Here is a 16,975-nt window from a genome sequence, read left to right as displayed (position 1 = left end):
ACTTGTCGAGCATCAGCCCCATGTCCTTGCCGAAGGTGTCGCCCGGCCTGATCAGGCCGGGCGCGGATTGAAACGAGCCTATTACAAAAAATGTTACGGCTGACCTTGTCGCCCGGCCTGATCAGGCCGGGCGCGGATTGAAACTCGCTTTCGCAATACGGCGACCTGACGCTCTCGCGGTCGCCCGGCCTGATCAGGCCGGGCGCGGATTGAAACATCCAGTTGGAGACGGATGAAGCGCGTGAGTACCAGTCGCCCGGCCTGATCAGGCCGGGCGCGGATTGAAACCGGAGAGAACCACGGATACTGCGGTTTGCTTTCAGTCGCCCGGCCTGATCAGGCCGGGCGCGGATTGAAACACGATGATGCAAGCGCGCTGCACACCGGCTGGAAGGTCGCCCGGCCTGATCAGGCCGGGCGCGGATTGAAACAGGCGCTGCCGCCATCAATATGGCGTTGGCTCTGGTCGCCCGGCCTGATCAGGCCGGGCGCGGATTGAAACCAGACGCCGCGCTGAATCTTTCGGCCCGGCAGCGTCGCCCGGCCTGATCAGGCCGGGCGCGGATTGAAACTGGTCGGCCGTCACCACCGCCAACCTGCGCGAGTGTCGCCCGGCCTGATCAGGCCGGGCGCGGATTGAAACGATCAGACCAGCGTCGTCATCCACCACCGCATCGGTCGCCCGGCCTGATCAGGCCGGGCGCGGATTGAAACCGGATCCTGCGGCTGCAGGCTGACCGCACCCGGGTCGCCCGGCCTGATCAGGCCGGGCGCGGATTGAAACGTCACCCCCAAGGGGCTCACCGCGCTGTCCGCGCGGTCGCCCGGCCTGATCAGGCCGGGCGCGGATTGAAACACACCCTCCAGCACGCGCACAGCGGCGCGGTCGCAAGTCGCCCGGCCTGATCAGGCCGGGCGCGGATTGAAACAACGTCCATGCTTTCGTCCAGCCCGAGCGTCCCGTGTCGCCCGGCCTGATCAGGCCGGGCGCGGATTGAAACGCCAGCCAGGTGCAGCGCACGCTGCCCGGCTCGAGTCGCCCGGCCTGATCAGGCCGGGCGCGGATTGAAACCTGCGCGCGCAGCCAGCAAGGGCCGAAGTCCTCAACGTCGCCCGGCCTGATCAGGCCGGGCGCGGATTGAAACTTGTGGTCGGCGTGGAACAGCGCCTTGCCGTCGCTCGTCGCCCGGCCTGATCAGGCCGGGCGCGGATTGAAACCTCGGGCGCGACATGTACGCGCACCGCTGGGTGGTCGCCCGGCCTGATCAGGCCGGGCGCGGATTGAAACAAGCCTTCGCCGATAGCTTCACCCGCCGGCGCGGGTCGCCCGGCCTGATCAGGCCGGGCGCGGATTGAAACGCCCGGTCGTCGTCGGTGACGTACTGCGGTCGGGTCGCCCGGCCTGATCAGGCCGGGCGCGGATTGAAACGCGGAAGTCTGGCGAGGACAGGCGCGCTCCTACAGTCGCCCGGCCTGATCAGGCCGGGCGCGGATTGAAACCAAACCTGCCGGCCGGTGTAGATGGGATTGCATGTCGCCCGGCCTGATCAGGCCGGGCGCGGATTGAAACCGGGTGGCCGACTGATGGCCGGCATCGAATCCCTGGTCGCCCGGCCTGATCAGGCCGGGCGCGGATTGAAACGGTGAGGATTTCGCGGCGGCGGGCGGGGGTCATGTCGCCCGGCCTGATCAGGCCGGGCGCGGATTGAAACGACTGCGCCCAGCGCCACACCGGCATCGACTGGGCGTCGCCCGGCCTGATCAGGCCGGGCGCGGATTGAAACACCTTCGAGCTGCCGGCCGCGCTCGAGGGCCTCCTGTCGCCCGGCCTGATCAGGCCGGGCGCGGATTTAATCGGGTCGCTCACGGTCACGGCCGTCGCGGGTTCAGGGCGTGGCGCGTGACTGATCGATCGTGCGGGTCCGCTCTGCAACGGCGGCGCTGCGTCTTGCGGAGCGGAGGAATTACACCTGCGATGCAGTACCCGGCAGGTTGAACAGGGCCGCGGCATTGGTGGCCGTCTGGCGCACCACGTGCTCGACGGTTTCCCCGCGCAGTTCGGCAATCGCCTCGGCGATCGCGCGCAGGCGCGCCGGTTCGTTGCGCTGGCCGCGGATGGCCGAATCCGGTTGGTCCGGGGCGTCGGTTTCGAGCAGGAGATGGGAGATCGGGAGCGTGGCCGCGAGGCTGCGCAGGCGGTTGGCGCGGTCGTAGGTGACGGGGCCGCCAATGCCGAGAAGGAAGCCCATCCCGCACAGGGTCTCGGCCTGCTGGCGGCTGCCGGAAAAGCTGTGCACCACGCCGCGCAGTCCGCCGATGCGGCGCAGGAGCGCGGTGACTTCGTCCACGGCGCGGCGGGCGTGGAGGATGACCGGCAGGTCGAACTCGCGCGCCAGCCGAAGTTGTCCGATGAGGAACTCGCGCTGGGTGTCGGGATCGAGCCCTTCGACGAAGAAGTCCAGGCCGCACTCGCCGATGGCGACGGGGCGTTCGCGTTCGACCCATTCGCGCAGGTGCGCGATGTGCTCGGGCCGGTGCTCGGCCAGATACATCGGGTGCAGGCCCCAGGCCGGCGCGACCTGCGGGAAGGCGCGGGCGATTTCCCGCAGCCTGGGCCAGCCTGCGGCGCTGATTGCCGGCGCGATGATGCGGGTGACGCCGGCGGCCGCGGCGCGCGCGAGGAGTTCGGCGCGGTCGGCGTCGAACTCGGGCGCGTCGATGTGGCAGTGGCTGTCGGTGAGGCTCACGAGGGGCGCACGGTCTTCTCTTCGCCGGCCGCCGCGTCGCGCCGGTCCTTGCGCCGGCCGCCCAGCCACAGCGTCAGGGAGGCGAGCAGGATTTCGTCCACGAAAGGAACGACATCCGGCACCACGATGTCGACCAGGAACAGCGCGCCGGCGACAAGGAAGAGCTGCGGGTGGCGCAGGCGTCCGAGCCAGCCGAGGACGGGAGCGAGCAGTGGATTGGCCATCGAAGCCTCCGGCAGCGGGGGATGCCATCCACAGTGGGGAAGGGCGCGCGTCGATGCAAGCGGGCGGGGCTTTTTCGTTCATGCGCTGCGGACCTTCGGCGCGTGCGCTGGTAGAATGAGCGGCTTTCCATGGCCCGCGCGGGCCGGAAAATCCCATCCACTCCCACGAGTTGAACGCCATGGCCCTGGACCGCACCGACCTTTTCGATATCCGTTCCCTGCTCAGCGAGGAGGAGCGTGCGGTCAAGGACAGCGTGGCCCGCTTCACGGACGAGAAGGTGCTGCCGATCATCGGTGCCTGTTTCGATGAAGGCCGCTTCCCGAAGGAGCTGATCCCGGAGATCGCGGGTCTGGGCCTTCTGGGCGCAACCCTGCCGGAAGAGTACGGCGGCGCGGGCCTCAACGCGGTGAGCTACGGCCTCATCTGCCAGGAGCTGGAGCGCGGCGATTCGGGCCTGCGCAGCTTCGCCTCGGTGCAAAGCTCGCTGTGCATGTATCCGATCTTCGCCTACGGCACCGAGGAGCAGAAGCGCCAGTGGCTGCCGCGCATGGCCGCGGGCGAAGTCATCGGCTGCTTCGGCCTGACTGAACCGCACGGTGGCTCCGACCCGGCGAACATGAAGACGCACGCGAGGAAGGACGGCGGCGACTGGGTCATCAACGGCTCCAAGATGTGGATCACCAACGGCAACCTGGCCCATATCGCCATCGTCTGGGCGCAGACCGAAGACGGCATCCAGGGCTTCATCGTGCCGACCGACACGGCCGGGTTCACCGCGCAGGAAATCAAGCACAAGATGAGCCTGCGCGCCTCGGTGACGTCGGCGCTGTACTTCGACAACGTGCGCATCCCCGACGCCAACCGCCTGCCCAACGTGAAGGGGCTGAAAGGCCCGCTCGGCTGCCTGACGCAGGCGCGCTACGGCATTACCTGGGGGCCGATCGGCGCGGCAATTGCCTGCCTCACCGAGGCCACGGACTACACCAAGGAACGCGTGCTGTTCGGTCGCCCGATTGCCGCCACCCAGGCGGTGCAGCTGCGCCTGGCCGACATGGCGCGGCGCATCACCCTGGCGCAGCTGCTGAGCCTGCAGCTGGGCCGGCTCAAGGATGCGGGTGCGATGCAGCCGCAGCAGGTGTCGCTGGCGAAGTGGAACAACGTGCGCATGGCCATCGACATCGCGCGCGATGCGCGCGACCTTCTGGGTGGTGCCGGCATCACCACCGAGCATTGCCCGATCCGCCACGCGCTGAATCTGGAGTCGGTCATCACCTACGAGGGCACGGAAACCGTGCACCAGCTGGTGATCGGGCGCGAGCTGACCGGCATCAGCGCGTTCTGATCAGGATGCCTCGATGAGCGTCTTCGACCTGCGCGTCGAGACCGGACGCCTGCTGCTGCGTCCGCCGCGCATCGAAGACTTCGATGGCTATGCGGAGTTGCTCGGCGACGAGGATGCCGCGCGCCATATCGGCGGGCAGGCATCGCGCCCGGCGGCATGGCGCAAGTTCCTGCAGCAGCCCGGTGCCTGGGCGGTGCAGGGCTTCGGGATGTTCTCGGTGCTGGACAAGGCCAGTGGCGAATGGCTCGGCCAGTGCGGGCCGTGGCGGCCGGAAGGCTGGCCGGGCAACGAGATCGGCTGGTCGTTCCGGCGCGTGGTCTGGGGCCGGGGTTTCGCCACCGAGGCGGCCCGTGCGGCGATCGACTGGGCGCTGGGGAACCTTGGCTGGAGCGACTTCGTGCACTGCATCGTGCCGGAAAACGTCGCCTCCCGGCGCGTGGCGCAGCGTCTGGGTTCGACGCTGCTGCGCCAGTCGTCGCTGCCGTCGCCTTACGAGAATCATCTCGTGGATGTCTGGGGCCAGGGCCGCGCCGACTGGCTCGCGCGGCGGCCCTGAAGCAAAACCCCGGCCGCGTCAGCGGCACTCCTGCGCGCGTTCCTTGAACACCACCGGCTCCCAGTAGGCGTTGGCACGCATCGCGTCGTTGTCCATGGCGTTTCGATCGAGCTTTGCGCCGATCGAATAGCGCATGTTCGGTTCCACCGTGACCACGATGGCCTTGTAGGCGCGTGCGAGGGTGCGGCGCTGCATCAGGTTGCGCTGGCGCAGCTGGCCGCGGGTGAAGTATTGGAGGCCGATCTTCTCGCTGACCACCAGCACGTGTTCGCCGGCCGGGAGGCGGTGACGGTTCTGCGGGTCCAGCGGCGTGCTGTCGCCGTCGATGGAGGTGATTTCCGCTGCGTGGATGTCATCGGAAACCACCGGCGTCGGGTCGCGGTCGCTGACATAGCCGCAGCCGCGTGAGGGTTCCCGTGCGGCAGGCTGCAGCATGCCGGAGAAGCTCAGCGGCTCGCCGTCGCGCAGCACGTCCAGGCGCACGGTCTGGCCCTGTACGCCCAGCGCGTGATCCAGGCGCGCGGCGAGGTTGCCCTCATCGCGCAGGGAAATGCCGTTGATCGACTGCACGCGGTCGCCCGGCAGAAGGCCCATGGCCTGCGCCGCGCCGCCGGGCGTGACGGCCAGCACTTCGGGCCCGCGGGCATGGGAATGGCGGGTGTCGATGACGGCTCCCAGTTCATGTGCGGGAGCGGATTGCGCCTGCGCGGCCGCCGGGGCCAGAAGCAGCAGGCCGACCAGCGCAAAGCCGGCAAAGCGAAGGATGTTCACAGGATGTCTCCTTGTGCGGAATGTCGAAGGGATGTGTCGGCGACCGCCAGCCGGTGGCGGATGTCCCAGAGCGGTTCCAGCTCCGCGTCGGAGGCCCCGCGCGCGTAGGCAGCCTGCAGCGCGCGGTCGACGGCGTGGAGGCGCGCAACGGAATCGACCGGGGTTCGGGCCTGCACCGTCCTCGTTTCGACCGGCTGCAGCGGGGCATGCGCGAAGAGCAGCAGGCCGGCGGTCAGGCCCAGCGCCAGCACGCCGCCGCCGGCGAGGATTTTGCGGCGGACCGTGCGCCGGCGCTGCGCGCGCCGGAGCTTCGGCCAGAGCGTGTCGGGAAGCGGCGGGTCGGGCAGCCTCTGGAGCTGCTCGCGAAGCGGGTCAGTGTTCATGCGTCGGGGTTCCTGGATGATCTGCGATGTCGCGCAGCTGCGCCAGCGCGCGCGATACGATGGACTTGGACCAGCTTTCGCTGCGCCCGAAGCGCTGGCCCAGCGCCTGATGCGACCAGCCTTCCACCTGGTTGAGCCAGACCAGGGCGCGGGCCTGCGGCGTGAGGTGGCGCAGCAGGCCAGAAGCCTCGGCATGATCGGCGGGTTCGCGCGCGGGGGCTTCGCGCAGCACCGATCCCTCGTCTTCGATCATGCGCCAGTCGCGGCGCAGCCGGTCGATCGCGAGATTGGCCACGACCTGCCGCAGCCAGGGCCCGATCGGGCGCTCGGGATCGATCCGTGTGAATCCGCCCAGCAGCCGCATGAAAGCGTCCTGCACGATGTCCTCGGCCGCCTGTGGGCTGCCCACCAATCGCCAGGCGAGGCTGTGCAGGGCACGGGCGTGGCGTTGGTAGATCCACGCCAGGGCCGCCTCGTCGCCGCGCCGGGCGCGGCGCAGGCACAGGACCTCGTCGCGGTCGACGGGTCGGTGGGCAAGGGTGATGGACAGCGGCGTGTCGGTGCTCATGGTTATCCATACGGACCAGCGCGGCGAACCGTCGCAGACGGCCTGCGATGCGGGTCACGAAGCGGAGCCTGCATCGAACGACAGCGATCGCCCGGCGCGCGTTGGCCTTACCCTAGGCGCATGAAGTTCCGTATACCACTCTTTTTCCTTGCGGCCCTCGGGGTGCTGGTGGCCAGTGGCGCATCGGCCCGGACTGCGCCGGGCGATGTGCTGTTTGCCAACGGCTTCGAGGTGCCCGTGCCGGCCACCGCCGGCGGTGGCGGGGTCAACTACCTGTGGTTTGGCGACGACGGCCAGTGTCGCGACGATTCGCGCGATGCCTACGGCTTGCTCAAACGCTACCACGAGACCGATGCAGAACTTGGCCCGGTGCGTGCCCTCGCGCAGTCGCAGCTTGCCACCATGCGCGCACGAGGCATGCGGCGACTGAGCCTGGGCGTCTACTTCATGCACCAGCCGGCCGCCGGCGGCACGCTGGTCGATTCCAGCGATCCGGCGGCGGTGGCGCAGGCGGCGTCCAACCTGGCCCTGCTGCTGGCCGATGCGAAGGCGGCGGGCTTCGTGACCGTGCTGTTCCGCTTCTTTCCGACCAACAACATCAATCCCTCCCAGCCGGAGTTTCCCGGCGAGGGCAGCCCCGACTACAGCCCGCGCGTGGACGAGTACTGGCGTCTGATCGAAGCGCTGCGGCCGGTGCTGGCGGCTTCCGGGATCGGCTACCGCATCGATCTCATGGTCGAGGGCGCGCCGCGCGACAGCAACAACACGCTGTATCCGGAAAACCAGCGCTACAAGTATCCGGCCAACAGCACGTGGAGCCGCACTGTGCGCACCCTGTGGCAGCGCTATGTCGCGGCCTGGGGACGCAGCGGCACCGTGGGCTTCTCGTTCCTGGCCGATCAGGACAACAACCGGCTGCGCTCGCGCGTGCGCCACATGCGCTATGTGTACGAGGGCGTGTACCCGCAGGTGTTCGCGATGGATTTCTACGCCGGCAGCGCGTGGGACGAGTACGACAAGTTCCTCAAGATGGACGAGCACATGCGCGACCAGAATCCGTCCGGTGCCAGCTGGGACAGCACCGGCTGGATCATTGCCGAGGCGTACTACGAGGATCCGCTGGCGGCCGATGCGCTGGCGCGCGCGATCCGCCACACCGGGCGCACGGTCTTCTACCTGACCCAGTGGCCGCTGGACCGCGCCGGGCAGTGCCGGAATCCGCACGTCAACGTGGTGCCGCCCTACGAGTGGATGGTCTGGCCCGGCTTCGGCTTCTGAACGCGCGCCATCGGGAATGGCTGCCCGGATCGGCGTCTCCTTGGGGCCGCCCGATGCGAGTCGGTAGAATTGGTGGTTTCATGCGACGCGGCGTCATGCCGCGTGCCCACCTCCCAGTACGGAAACCCCATGTCCACCATTCCTGCCCGCCAGCGCGGCCTCAATCGCGCGGAGATCTGCGACCGCAACTTCATCGAGTTCGTCGAGAGCTGGGACGGCGCGATCCGCCCGGCCGCTGGCGCGGATGCGCCGGTGCTGCCGGGCAGCGCCTGCACCGTGGCAGACTTCCTCGACCTGTTCGAATCGCAACTGGTGTCGCGGCATCTGGACCTCATGGCGCGCGTGCTGCGGGTGAAGAACAAGGTGTTCTACACCATCGGTTCTTCCGGCCATGAAGGCAATGCGATGGTGGCGCGTGCCACGCGCCATACCGATCCGGCCTTCCTGCACTACCGCTCCGGCGGCTTCATGGCCGAACGCTTCCGCAAGCTGCCGGGCATGGATCCGGTGATGGATTCGGCCCTGAGCTTTGCCGCCAGCGCGGAAGACCCGGCCTCGGGCGGACGCCACAAGGTGTGGGGTTCCAAACCGCTCTGGGTGATCCCGCAGACCTCCACCATCGCCTCGCACCTGCCCAAGGCGCTGGGCACCGCGGTGGCGATCGAGCAGGCGCGCCGCATCGGCCATGCGCTGCCGGTGCCGGCTGATTCCATCGCGATTTGCTCCTTCGGCGATGCCAGCTCCAACCACGCCACCGCGCAGACCGCCTTCAACGCGGCGGGCTGGACTGCCTACCAGAAGCTGCCCGCGCCGGTGCTGTTCGTGTGCGAGGACAACGGCATCGGCATTTCGGTGAAAACGCCGGCCGGCTGGATCGCCCGCAACTTCTCGCAGCGTCCGGATCTGGACTATTTCCATGCCGATGGCCTGGATCTCGCCAGCGGCTACGCCGACGTGCGGCGCGCGGTCGAGCACTGCCGCACGACGCGCCGCCCGACCTTCCTGCACCTGCGCACCACGCGCATCATGGGCCACGCCGGCACCGACTTCGAGATCGAATGGCGCGCACTGGAGGAACTGGTTGCGGTGGAGGCGACCGACCCGCTGCTGCGCTCAGCCGCGATCGCGCTGGAAGCTGGCCTGTTCACCCGGGAATCGCTGCTGGCCGCCTACGAGGCCATGCGCGCGCGCTGCTTCGAGGCCGCCAGGGCGGCGGACGCGCGCCCGCGCATCGAGGCGCTCGAACAGGTGATGGCACCGCTGGCGCCGTACACGCCCGACGCGGTGCAGGCCGAGGCCGGTCGCGCGGATTACGCCGAAGCCCGGCTCAAGGTGTTCGGCGGCGAAGAAAACCTGCCGGAGAACCACCCGCCGCGGCATCTGGCGATCCAGATCAACCAGGCGCTGCACGAGCTGATGGCCAAGTATCCGCATACGCTGCTGTTCGGCGAGGACGTGGCACAAAAGGGCGGCGTCTACACCGTCACCAAGGGCCTCTACAAGACATTCAAGGGAACCCGCGTGTTCAACACCCTGCTGGACGAGACGATGATCCTCGGCCTGGCCCAGGGCTACGCCAACATGGGGATGCTGCCGATCCCGGAGATCCAGTACCTGGCCTATTTCCACAACGCCTGCGACCAGATCCGCGGCGAGGCGGCCAGCCTGCAGTTCTTCTCCAACGGCCAGTACCGCAATCCGATGCTGGTGCGCATGGCCGGGTTGGGTTACCAGCGCGGCTTCGGCGGGCACTTCCACAACGACAACTCGATCACCGCGCTGCGCGACATTCCCGGGCTTGTCGTGGGTTGCCCCAGCCGCGGCGACGATGCCGCCACGATGCTGCGTACCCTCGCCGCGCTCGCCCAGGTGGACGGTCGCGTGAGCATTTTCCTGGAGCCGATCGCGCTCTACATGACCAAGGATCTGCACGAGGCGGGCGACGGCCGGTGGCTGTTCCCGTATCCGGCACCGGGCGAGGCCATGGCGCTGGGCGAGGGCCGCGTGTATGCGCCGGAAGCCGAGGATCTGGTCGTCATCACCTACGGCAACGGCGTGCCGATGGCGCTGCGCGCCGCGCGCGCCATCGAGGCGGAGCTGGGCTGGAAGACGCGCGTGGTGGACCTGCGCTGGCTGGTGCCCTTGAACGAGGCGTTCATCGTGCAGCAGGCGAAAAGCGCCGGTCGCATCATTGTGCTTGACGAAGGCCGCCGCAGCGCCGGGGTCGGCGAAGGCGTCATCACCGCGCTGACCGAGGCCGGACTGGGCGCGGTACCGATGCGGCGCGTCGTGGGGGCCGATACCTACACCCCGCTGGCGAGCGCGGCCTTTCTGGTGCTGCCGGGCGACGCCGACGTGGTGGCGGCGGCGCGCGCGCTCGCGGGCTGATTTGCGGTGGAGCCGGTGCGGCGATTGGCCTATGATTCGCTCGCATGACGCACACTCAGCCACTTGCCATAGTCTTTGCCGACGTCAGCGGCAGCACGCGGCTGTTCGAGCAGCTGGGCGACGTGGACGCGCGCCGCATCGTTGCGGCCGTGCTCGATGCGCTCACGGTGGTGGTGCAGCGCAACGGCGGTACGGTCATCAAGACCATCGGCGACGAGATCATGTGCACCTTCCCGAGCGCACTCGATGGTATCCGCGCGGCCTGCGAGATGCAGCGCAAAGTCACCGGCGACCCGGTGTTCGCGCGCGATTCGATCGGCATCCGCATCGGCCTGCATCATGGCGAAGTGCTGGCGGAGGAGGGCGATGTCTATGGTGACGCGGTCAACACCGCGGCGCGCATGGCCTCGCTGGCCAAGCGCGACCAGATCGTGACCACGGCCACAACCTTCCACGGGGTCACCAGCATCGGTGGCTACCGCTCGCGCGGCCTCGGGCGCACCCGGGTTTCGGGCAAATTGTTGCCGATCGAGATCATCGACGTGATCTGGCAGGAGGACACCTCCAACATCACCATGGTGCAGCGCGCGATCCGGGTCGATGACGGTACCGAGCAGGGTCAGAAACTGATCCTGCGCTTTCGCGGCCAGGTCATCGAGCTGGTCCCCAACTCGCCGCCGTTTGCCATGGGGCGCGATCAGGCCAACGCGCTGGTGGTGGATGCCGAATGGGTCAGCCGCATCCATGCCTCGATCGAGTACAAGAACGGCCACTATGTGCTGGCCGATCGCAGCACCAACGCCACCTTCGTCCGGTTTGGCGATGACGACGAGCTGCGCGTGCACCGCGACGAGATCCCGTTGCGCAAGGCCGGCGCGGTCAGCCTGGGCCAGTCGCTGGCGCTGGGCCAGGCCGACATTCTCTATTTCCAGTGCGGCTGAACCGCGCCAACCATCCAGTCGCGGGGAACTGATGCACGCCGTTCGCCACCTCCTGTGGATCCTCCTGCTGCTGTCGCCGCTGGCCGCCTGGGCCGATAGCCCCGCCAGCGGGCGGGTGTATCTCGATGCCAACGGCAACGGCCGTCGCGATGCGGGCGAGGCCGGCGTGGCGGGGGTGAAGGTTTCCAACGGTCGCGACATCGCGCTGACCGATGCCGCCGGGCGATACCGCATCACGCTGCGCGACGGCGACACGCTGTTCGTCATCAAGCCGCCCGGCTACCGTTTCCCCACCAGCGCAGCAGGCCTTCCGGCGTTCTGGGTGCATCATTTCCCCAAGGGTTCGCAGACGCTGCGCTACGGTCGCATCGCGCCCGGCAGCGCGCGGCGCGCGCAGTTCGCGCTGCATGTCGATGCCGGCGAAGACGGCTCGCCGTTCGAAGCCCTGGTGATCACCGATCCGCAGACGAAGAACGCGCGGGAGCTGGACTACTACGCGCGCTCCATCGTCGCGCCGGCCGCGCGCCATGCCGGCATCGCGCTCGGAATGACCCTCGGTGACCTGGTGGACGATGCGCTGGATCTGCACGCCGGATTCAACGAGGCCAACAAGGCCCTGAATCTTCCGTGGCTGCACGCGCCGGGCAACCACGACATCGACTTCGACGCGCAGGACGACGCCGACTCGCTCACCAACTATCGCCGCAGCTTCGGCCCCGATACCGTGGCCTGGGAGCGCCCCGGTCACGCCTTCATCGCGCTGGACGACGTGATCTACCGGCCCGGACAGAAGCCGGCCTATGTCGGCGGGTTTCGCGAGAACCAGTTCCGATTTCTGGAAAACTACCTGGCAACCCTGACGCCGGAGACGCGGGTCGTGGTGAGCCTGCACATTCCGCTGTTCGACGATCCGGGCGAAACCTTCCGCCATGCCGACCGCGCGCGCCTGTTCGCGCTGCTGGAGCGCTTTCGCGAGCCGCTGATCCTGAGCAGCCATACCCACAGCCAGCGCCACCACTTCCACGGCCCGGAATCGGGCTGGATCGGTGCGCTGCCGCTGCACGAATACAACGTGGGCGCGGCCTGCGGCGGTTACTGGAGCGGGCTGCGCGATGCCGAGGGGCTGCCCGATGCGCGGATGGAGGACGGCACGCCCAACGGCTACGCCATCGTGCGCTTCGGCGAATCGGTCACCACGCGCTACCACGCCTCGCGCGCGCGCGACGACCTGCGCATCGGCCTGAGCTCGCCCGGTCCGCTGCGCCGCGGTGCCTATCCGGCCTATCCGGTCGTGGCGAACGTGTACGGGGCCGAGCCCGATGCCGTGGTGGAAATGCGCATCGACGGGAGCGACTGGCGACCGATGGCGCGGGTCGATGAGCCCGACCCCCAGCTTGCCGCGATCAACATCGACGACGCGCGCGCGCAGGGCCTGCGCGCCTTCGATCGCGCCGTGCTGGCGCGCTCCGGCAAGCATCTGTGGGCGGCCAATGTTCCCACCGATCTGGAGGCCGGCGAACACCAGGTCGAGGTGCGGGCACGCAGCCGGTTCGAGGGCGAAACGACGGCCCGCACGAGCTATCGCCTGATCGACTGGATCGAGTGAATGGACTGGCCGACGCTCGACGGCGCGCCGCCGCGGATCATCGCCCATCGCGGTGCCAGCGGGCCGATGCCCGAGCACACCCTGGAAGGCTATGCGTTGGCGCTGGAGCAGGGTGCCGACGTGATCGAGCCGGACCTGGTGTCGTCGCGCGACGCGCAGCTCGTCATCCGCCATGATCGCGACCTCACCCGCAGCACCGACATCGCCACGCGCCCGGAGTTTGCCGCGCGCCGGCGCAACGGCGACTGGTGGATCGAGGACCTGGATCTGGCCGAGATCGCCCGGCTCCGGGCGGTGCAGCCGTTTCCTTCGCGCGACCATGCCTACGACGGCCGCTTCCGCATTCCGACCTTCGCCGCCGCCCTGCTGTGGGCGGAAACCGAGGCGCGCCGCAGCGGCAGGCCCGTCACGCTGTATCCGGAACTCAAGTCGCCGGGCTTCTTCACCGCCAAGGGCAAGGATCCGTGCGGGCGCTTCCTGTCGCTGGTGCGCCAGCGCAACCCGGTGCGCGTGGCCCTGTGGCTGCAGTGCTTCGAGCTGGAGCCACTGCTGACCCTGCGCGAAAGCGCGGAAGTGCCGGTGTTCCTGCTGCTGGGGCGCGGTGCCCCCTGGCGTCGCCTGATCGCCCGCCACGCCGGGCAGGTGGACGGCTTCGGCGTCCACAAGAGCCTGCTTCAGGATGTGGACGGCTCCAGCAGCGGCCTGGTCGACCTGGCGCACGAGCGCGGCTGTGTGGTGCACGCCTGGACCTACCGCGACGACGACCTGCCGGCCGGCTACGCCAGCCCGTCTGAAGAGCTTGAAGTGGCGTTCGCAATGGGCGTGGACGCACTGTTCTGCGATTTTCCGCAGACCGCGGTGCGCCTGCGCGATGGTTTCGCGGAGCGCTTCTGATCCGGCCGCGGCTCAACCGGGATTGAACACGTTGGGCGCGCTGCCGCCGCTGGCGTAGCTGAAGCCGGGGAACACCTGCCCCAGCGCGTTCGGTGCCAGCCCCATCCGGTCCACCAGCGCCTCGGAAAGCACCTGCCGGTAGTCGGTGGTGACCGCGACGTCCTGGCCTTCGTACAGGGAGAGGTCGTCCAGGCCGGGGAAGGTGCCGTGCATCTGTCCGCCGCGCACCCTGTTGCCCAGCGCGAACATGATGTTGCCGTAGCCGTGGTCGGTGCCGGCCGAGGCGTTGGGCAGAAAGCGACGCCCGAATTCGCTCTGCACGATCACCGTGACCTGGTCCATCAGGGTGCCGACGCCGGCGATCGGGGTCGCGTTGAGGTCGGCGTAGAAGGCGTCCAGCGCCTGGCCCAGTTCCTCCACCAGGTTGCCGTACCAGTCCCAGTGCCCCGCCACGCCCGGGTTGGGCATGCCCTGGCCCTCGTGCGTATCCCAGAAGCCGTGGTCGACCGCAGCGGCGACGAGGCCGGCCTTGAGCGGCGATTTGAGCATCTGCGCCAGGTTGCGCAGCTGGGTGCCGAAGTTCCCGGAAGGGTAGACCGCGCCGCCGCCGGGCTGGTAGCCGCCCGGATTGTTGGTGGCGTGGTAGGGGGTGAAGTTGAAGGTGCGCATCCACTCGAGCGCGTCCGCCGCATCGCGCCCGGCGCGCTCCAGCGAGGAGCTTCCACTCCACAGGGGATACAGGTGGGTGTGCGCCGGCTGGTAATTGGCGATGGACGACGCATCGTCGTTCCAGCCCCAGTGGAAGCCGTCCACGCGAAACTGCGAGGCATCGCTGAATCCGACCGCCTCGTCCAGCCCCACCAGGCTGGTCTGCAGGTTGCTGCCGAAGCCGTAGGCCGGCGCGATGACCGGGGTCGGCAGGCCGCTGGCGGCCATCAGATAGCGAGCCAGCCAGCCATTGCTGGTGCCGGTGGCCCCCGGCGTGCCCAGCTCCATCATCGCCTGCGCCTCGAAGTGGCTGCGGTTGGGCGTGGGCATGCCGGTGGCGTGCACGATGCCGAGCCGATTGCTGCTGTACAGCTTTTGCAGCCATTTCGCCGGCGTGCCCACCGCGTCGCCGGTGCCGCCGCCGGCGCGCGGGTGCCAGGCCCACTCGGTCGTGCCGATGCGGCGCAGGCGCGAGGTCGGAATGGCCATCGAGCCGCGCTTGGCCTCGTAGCTGACCCGGTTCGGGCCGCTCCAGGGCACCACCATGTGCAGGCCGTCCATGGCGCCGCGCAGGAACACGTAGACCAGCACGTCACCCGTGGCGGCGCTCTTGCCGCCGGCAAGGCCGGTGGGATCGAAGAAGGCCATGGCGCGACCGGTGCCGGCACCGATGGCGGCGGCACAGCAGCCCTTGAGGAAATCCCGGCGATTGGCGGACATGGTCGTCGCTCCGGCAGCTTATCGTTGGTAGAACTCGGGAGACATCGCGATCAGCGCCACGGTCGCGCGCAGGCGCGGGATCGTGTAGTGCCGGCCGAGATTGCCCGCGTTCCAGGCGTTGTCCCAGGTCAGCTGGACGCCCGCCGCCTGTACCGGGTCGGTCTTCTGCCCGAGGAAGCAGACGATCTCATTGCGCCGCTCCGGCAGGATCGGCTGGCCATGCAGGCGGGCGATCCAGAAGTCCACCACCGCACCCGCCGTGGCCGCGGCCGGCGTGGGAAACTGCGCGCGGCTGACTTCCTCGATCCGCAGGAAGTAGGCCGCGGGCGAGTTCTCGTCCCCACCCGGCACCCGCAGCTCCGGCAGGCGCGAGAGTACGCGCCAGGTCTGCGACAGCGGGCTGACCGCCTGCCACTTGCGGCTGTGGTCGGGGTAGCCATCGGGCGTGGGCCAGCGGAACGGGCCGTGCCCGGTCTGCTGGAACAGGCTGGTCAGCTCGCTGTAGCTGTTCCAGGTGCCGGTGCGCGGCCTGGGCGTGATGACGGCCGAAGTGGCGCGGAACGCCTGCATCAGCACCTCCCACGGGCGCTTGGTCTTCTCGCCCCAGGTGGTCTTGAAGGCGCTGGAGTTGAGGATGTGGCGCAGCACCTGGGCGATCTGGTCGGGTGCCTGCCACTGCGCCTTCCAGAGCTGCGCGGCCGATTCGACCAGGGCCTCGGGCGGATCGTCGGAAATGAAGCGCCGGCACAGTTTGCGGCAAATGTTGCGCGCGGTGCCGACGTGCCGGCAGAGCAGGTCGAACAGGGTTCGTCCATCGGCCATCGCCGGGCGGTTGGCGATGATGTAGGAGCCCAGGATGTACTTGCCTGCCTTGTCGTGCCAGGGCGCGTGGTAGAGGAACTCGCCGGTGTCGTATTCGGGCAGATCGGGGAACTCCCAGTGGTCGTCGCGCATGGTCCAGCCGGTGAGCGCGCGCGCGGCCTCGTACACGTCGTTGTCGCAGTAGCCCAGCGGCACGCCGCTGCCGTCGCGCGGCACCTCGTTGGGGTCGATCGTGGGGTAGTAGTGCGCCGCGCCCAGGGTGTGCAGCTCGCACAGCTCGCGCGCGAAGTTTTCGTTGAAGCCGGCACCGCGGCTGGACTTGTTGTCCAGGAACATCAGCATCGCGGGCGCCTTCGCCACTTCTTCCAGCAGGGCGCGGAAGTTGCCCAGCGCATAGCGCTTGCCGCTGGTCGGATGGGTGCCGCGCATCACGTCGCGGTCGTAGTGCATGAAGACCGGCGCGATGGAGTATTCCCAGCCGGTGACGTTGAAATGGTTGTGCCAGAAGTCGACCATCACCTCGTACAGCTGGCGCTCGCTGTACACCGCGCGCACCAGCTTGAGGCAGGCCGCCTCGTCGCAGGGCCAGTAGCGCTCGTTGCCGCCCGATTGGCCGCCGCGTACGTACGTGGCCCACATCTGCGCCAGCGTCAGGTTGGCGGTGGCGTAGCCCGCCGCCGCGATGCGACTGTCGCAGACGCTGTCGCCGATGGCGTCGGGGTCGAGCTGGCGGTTCACCCAAGCCGTCAGGCGCGCATCGTCGGAAGCACCGAGGGCATTGAACGCGGCCACGTCGTTCGGGCGCGGCCCGTAGGCGCACCTGGTGAGCACCCGCATTCCAAACGGCGGCAGCTGCACCTGCGGCGGCGGGGATTCGAGGCCGTCGGCAAAGATCAGATCGCCCGGCTGGCCGGACGGAACGGGGGTGGGCTGCGTCTCCATCGATCCAGCTTCCGGAAGGCGTGTCACATTTTGTAACACTACCTTGCCAGGATGCGCCACTGTGCGGAAGCGGTCACGGATCGA

At 68.7% G+C, this 16,975-nt stretch carries 14 protein-coding genes and 1 CRISPR repeat array (1 of these 15 cut by a window edge); of the genes, 7 read left to right on the top strand and 7 right to left on the bottom strand.

Annotation, left to right across the window (positions count from 1 at the left end):
- Positions 1 to 1,856: a CRISPR direct-repeat array (repeat unit 37 nt; unit sequence GTCGCCCGGCCTGATCAGGCCGGGCGCGGATTGAAAC); it reaches 1,677 nt to the left of the window's first position.
- A gap of 108 nt (positions 1,857 to 1,964) precedes the next feature.
- Together WB794_RS02745 and WB794_RS02740 are read right to left on the bottom strand one after the other, a co-directional pair.
- Positions 1,965 to 2,747: a TatD family hydrolase gene (locus tag WB794_RS02745; RefSeq protein ID WP_337334312.1), complete on the bottom strand. Its 783-nt coding sequence runs from the start codon at positions 2,745 to 2,747 to the stop codon at positions 1,965 to 1,967.
- The gene (locus WB794_RS02740) at positions 2,744 to 2,971 is read right to left on the bottom strand and encodes a DUF6116 family protein (RefSeq protein ID WP_337334311.1); all 228 of its coding nucleotides are present in this window, start codon (positions 2,969 to 2,971) and stop codon (positions 2,744 to 2,746) included. The genes WB794_RS02745 and WB794_RS02740 overlap by 4 nt, the downstream gene beginning before the upstream one ends.
- Positions 2,972 to 3,150: 179 nt before the next feature.
- Here WB794_RS02740 and WB794_RS02735 point away from each other — a divergent pair, with 179 nt between their 5' ends.
- Both WB794_RS02735 and WB794_RS02730 read left to right on the top strand, forming a co-directional pair.
- Complete coding sequence (locus WB794_RS02735; RefSeq protein ID WP_337334310.1) at positions 3,151 to 4,314, top strand: acyl-CoA dehydrogenase family protein; 1,164 nt, start codon at positions 3,151 to 3,153, stop codon at positions 4,312 to 4,314.
- A 13-nt stretch (positions 4,315 to 4,327) separates the two neighbouring features.
- Positions 4,328 to 4,870, top strand: coding sequence for a GNAT family N-acetyltransferase (locus tag WB794_RS02730; protein ID WP_337334309.1), 543 nt, complete (start codon positions 4,328 to 4,330; stop codon positions 4,868 to 4,870).
- A gap of 18 nt (positions 4,871 to 4,888) precedes the next feature.
- Here the strand turns inward: WB794_RS02730 and WB794_RS02725 are convergent, their stop codons facing one another.
- From WB794_RS02725 to WB794_RS02715, 3 genes are read right to left on the bottom strand one after another with little or no spacing between them, the layout of a single operon-like run.
- Positions 4,889 to 5,641, bottom strand: coding sequence for a PDZ domain-containing protein (locus WB794_RS02725; protein WP_337334308.1), 753 nt, complete (start codon positions 5,639 to 5,641; stop codon positions 4,889 to 4,891).
- The gene (locus tag WB794_RS02720; protein ID WP_337334307.1) at positions 5,638 to 6,024 is read right to left on the bottom strand and encodes a hypothetical protein; all 387 of its coding nucleotides are present in this window, start codon (positions 6,022 to 6,024) and stop codon (positions 5,638 to 5,640) included. Before WB794_RS02720 ends, WB794_RS02725 begins: the two co-directional genes overlap by 4 nt.
- Positions 6,014 to 6,592 (bottom strand): RNA polymerase sigma factor, encoded by a 579-nt coding sequence (locus WB794_RS02715; RefSeq protein WP_337334306.1) that lies wholly within the window; start codon positions 6,590 to 6,592, stop codon positions 6,014 to 6,016. Before WB794_RS02715 ends, WB794_RS02720 begins: the two co-directional genes overlap by 11 nt.
- Before the next feature lie 120 nt (positions 6,593 to 6,712).
- Here WB794_RS02715 and WB794_RS02710 point away from each other — a divergent pair, with 120 nt between their 5' ends.
- The 5 genes from WB794_RS02710 (at position 6,713) to WB794_RS02690 (ending at position 13,699) form a co-directional block, all read left to right on the top strand.
- Positions 6,713 to 7,870 (top strand): hypothetical protein, encoded by a 1,158-nt coding sequence (locus WB794_RS02710; protein WP_337334305.1) that lies wholly within the window; start codon positions 6,713 to 6,715, stop codon positions 7,868 to 7,870.
- Positions 7,871 to 7,999: 129 nt separating this feature from the next.
- Complete coding sequence (locus WB794_RS02705; RefSeq protein WP_337334304.1) at positions 8,000 to 10,258, top strand: thiamine pyrophosphate-dependent enzyme; 2,259 nt, start codon at positions 8,000 to 8,002, stop codon at positions 10,256 to 10,258.
- Positions 10,259 to 10,302: 44 nt separating this feature from the next.
- A complete protein-coding gene (locus WB794_RS02700; protein ID WP_337334303.1) occupies positions 10,303 to 11,199 on the top strand; it encodes an adenylate/guanylate cyclase domain-containing protein in 897 nt (298 codons plus the stop codon).
- Between the two features lie 31 nt (positions 11,200 to 11,230).
- Positions 11,231 to 12,805: a calcineurin-like phosphoesterase C-terminal domain-containing protein gene (locus tag WB794_RS02695; protein WP_337334302.1), complete on the top strand. Its 1,575-nt coding sequence runs from the start codon at positions 11,231 to 11,233 to the stop codon at positions 12,803 to 12,805.
- Positions 12,806 to 13,699: a glycerophosphodiester phosphodiesterase family protein gene (locus WB794_RS02690; protein ID WP_337334301.1), complete on the top strand. Its 894-nt coding sequence runs from the start codon at positions 12,806 to 12,808 to the stop codon at positions 13,697 to 13,699.
- A 12-nt stretch (positions 13,700 to 13,711) separates the two neighbouring features.
- Here WB794_RS02690 and WB794_RS02685 read toward each other — a convergent pair whose 3' ends face one another.
- Together WB794_RS02685 and WB794_RS02680 are read right to left on the bottom strand one after the other, a co-directional pair.
- Positions 13,712 to 15,127: a DUF1501 domain-containing protein gene (locus WB794_RS02685; RefSeq protein WP_337334300.1), complete on the bottom strand. Its 1,416-nt coding sequence runs from the start codon at positions 15,125 to 15,127 to the stop codon at positions 13,712 to 13,714.
- An 18-nt stretch (positions 15,128 to 15,145) separates the two neighbouring features.
- Complete coding sequence (locus tag WB794_RS02680; RefSeq protein WP_337334299.1) at positions 15,146 to 16,891, bottom strand: DUF1800 domain-containing protein; 1,746 nt, start codon at positions 16,889 to 16,891, stop codon at positions 15,146 to 15,148.
- Between the last annotated feature and the right edge of the window lie 84 nt (positions 16,892 to 16,975).

The organism is Denitratimonas tolerans (assembly GCF_037203605.1).
Classification (GTDB): Bacteria; Pseudomonadota; Gammaproteobacteria; order Xanthomonadales; family Xanthomonadaceae; genus Denitratimonas; species Denitratimonas tolerans.
The sequence above is the reverse complement of the archived record's forward strand: the minus strand, read 5'-3'. Positions and strand labels throughout refer to the sequence as shown.

What these genes read in the sequence shown, in the direction of transcription:
- WB794_RS02740 (WP_337334311.1), bottom strand. Translation starts at nt 2,971, where the DNA reads ATGGCCAATCCACTGCTCGCTCCCGTCCTCGGCTGGCTCGGACGCCTG.
- WB794_RS02735 (WP_337334310.1), top strand. Translation starts at nt 3,151, where the DNA reads ATGGCCCTGGACCGCACCGACCTTTTCGATATCCGTTCCCTGCTCAGC.
- WB794_RS02730 (WP_337334309.1), top strand. Translation starts at nt 4,328, where the DNA reads ATGAGCGTCTTCGACCTGCGCGTCGAGACCGGACGCCTGCTGCTGCGT.
- WB794_RS02720 (WP_337334307.1), bottom strand. Translation starts at nt 6,024, where the DNA reads ATGAACACTGACCCGCTTCGCGAGCAGCTCCAGAGGCTGCCCGACCCG.
- WB794_RS02715 (WP_337334306.1), bottom strand. Translation starts at nt 6,592, where the DNA reads ATGAGCACCGACACGCCGCTGTCCATCACCCTTGCCCACCGACCCGTC.
- WB794_RS02710 (WP_337334305.1), top strand. Translation starts at nt 6,713, where the DNA reads ATGAAGTTCCGTATACCACTCTTTTTCCTTGCGGCCCTCGGGGTGCTG.
- WB794_RS02705 (WP_337334304.1), top strand. Translation starts at nt 8,000, where the DNA reads ATGTCCACCATTCCTGCCCGCCAGCGCGGCCTCAATCGCGCGGAGATC.
- WB794_RS02700 (WP_337334303.1), top strand. Translation starts at nt 10,303, where the DNA reads ATGACGCACACTCAGCCACTTGCCATAGTCTTTGCCGACGTCAGCGGC.
- WB794_RS02695 (WP_337334302.1), top strand. Translation starts at nt 11,231, where the DNA reads ATGCACGCCGTTCGCCACCTCCTGTGGATCCTCCTGCTGCTGTCGCCG.
- WB794_RS02690 (WP_337334301.1), top strand. Translation starts at nt 12,806, where the DNA reads ATGGACTGGCCGACGCTCGACGGCGCGCCGCCGCGGATCATCGCCCAT.
- WB794_RS02685 (WP_337334300.1), bottom strand. Translation starts at nt 15,127, where the DNA reads ATGTCCGCCAATCGCCGGGATTTCCTCAAGGGCTGCTGTGCCGCCGCC.
- WB794_RS02680 (WP_337334299.1), bottom strand. Translation starts at nt 16,891, where the DNA reads ATGGAGACGCAGCCCACCCCCGTTCCGTCCGGCCAGCCGGGCGATCTG.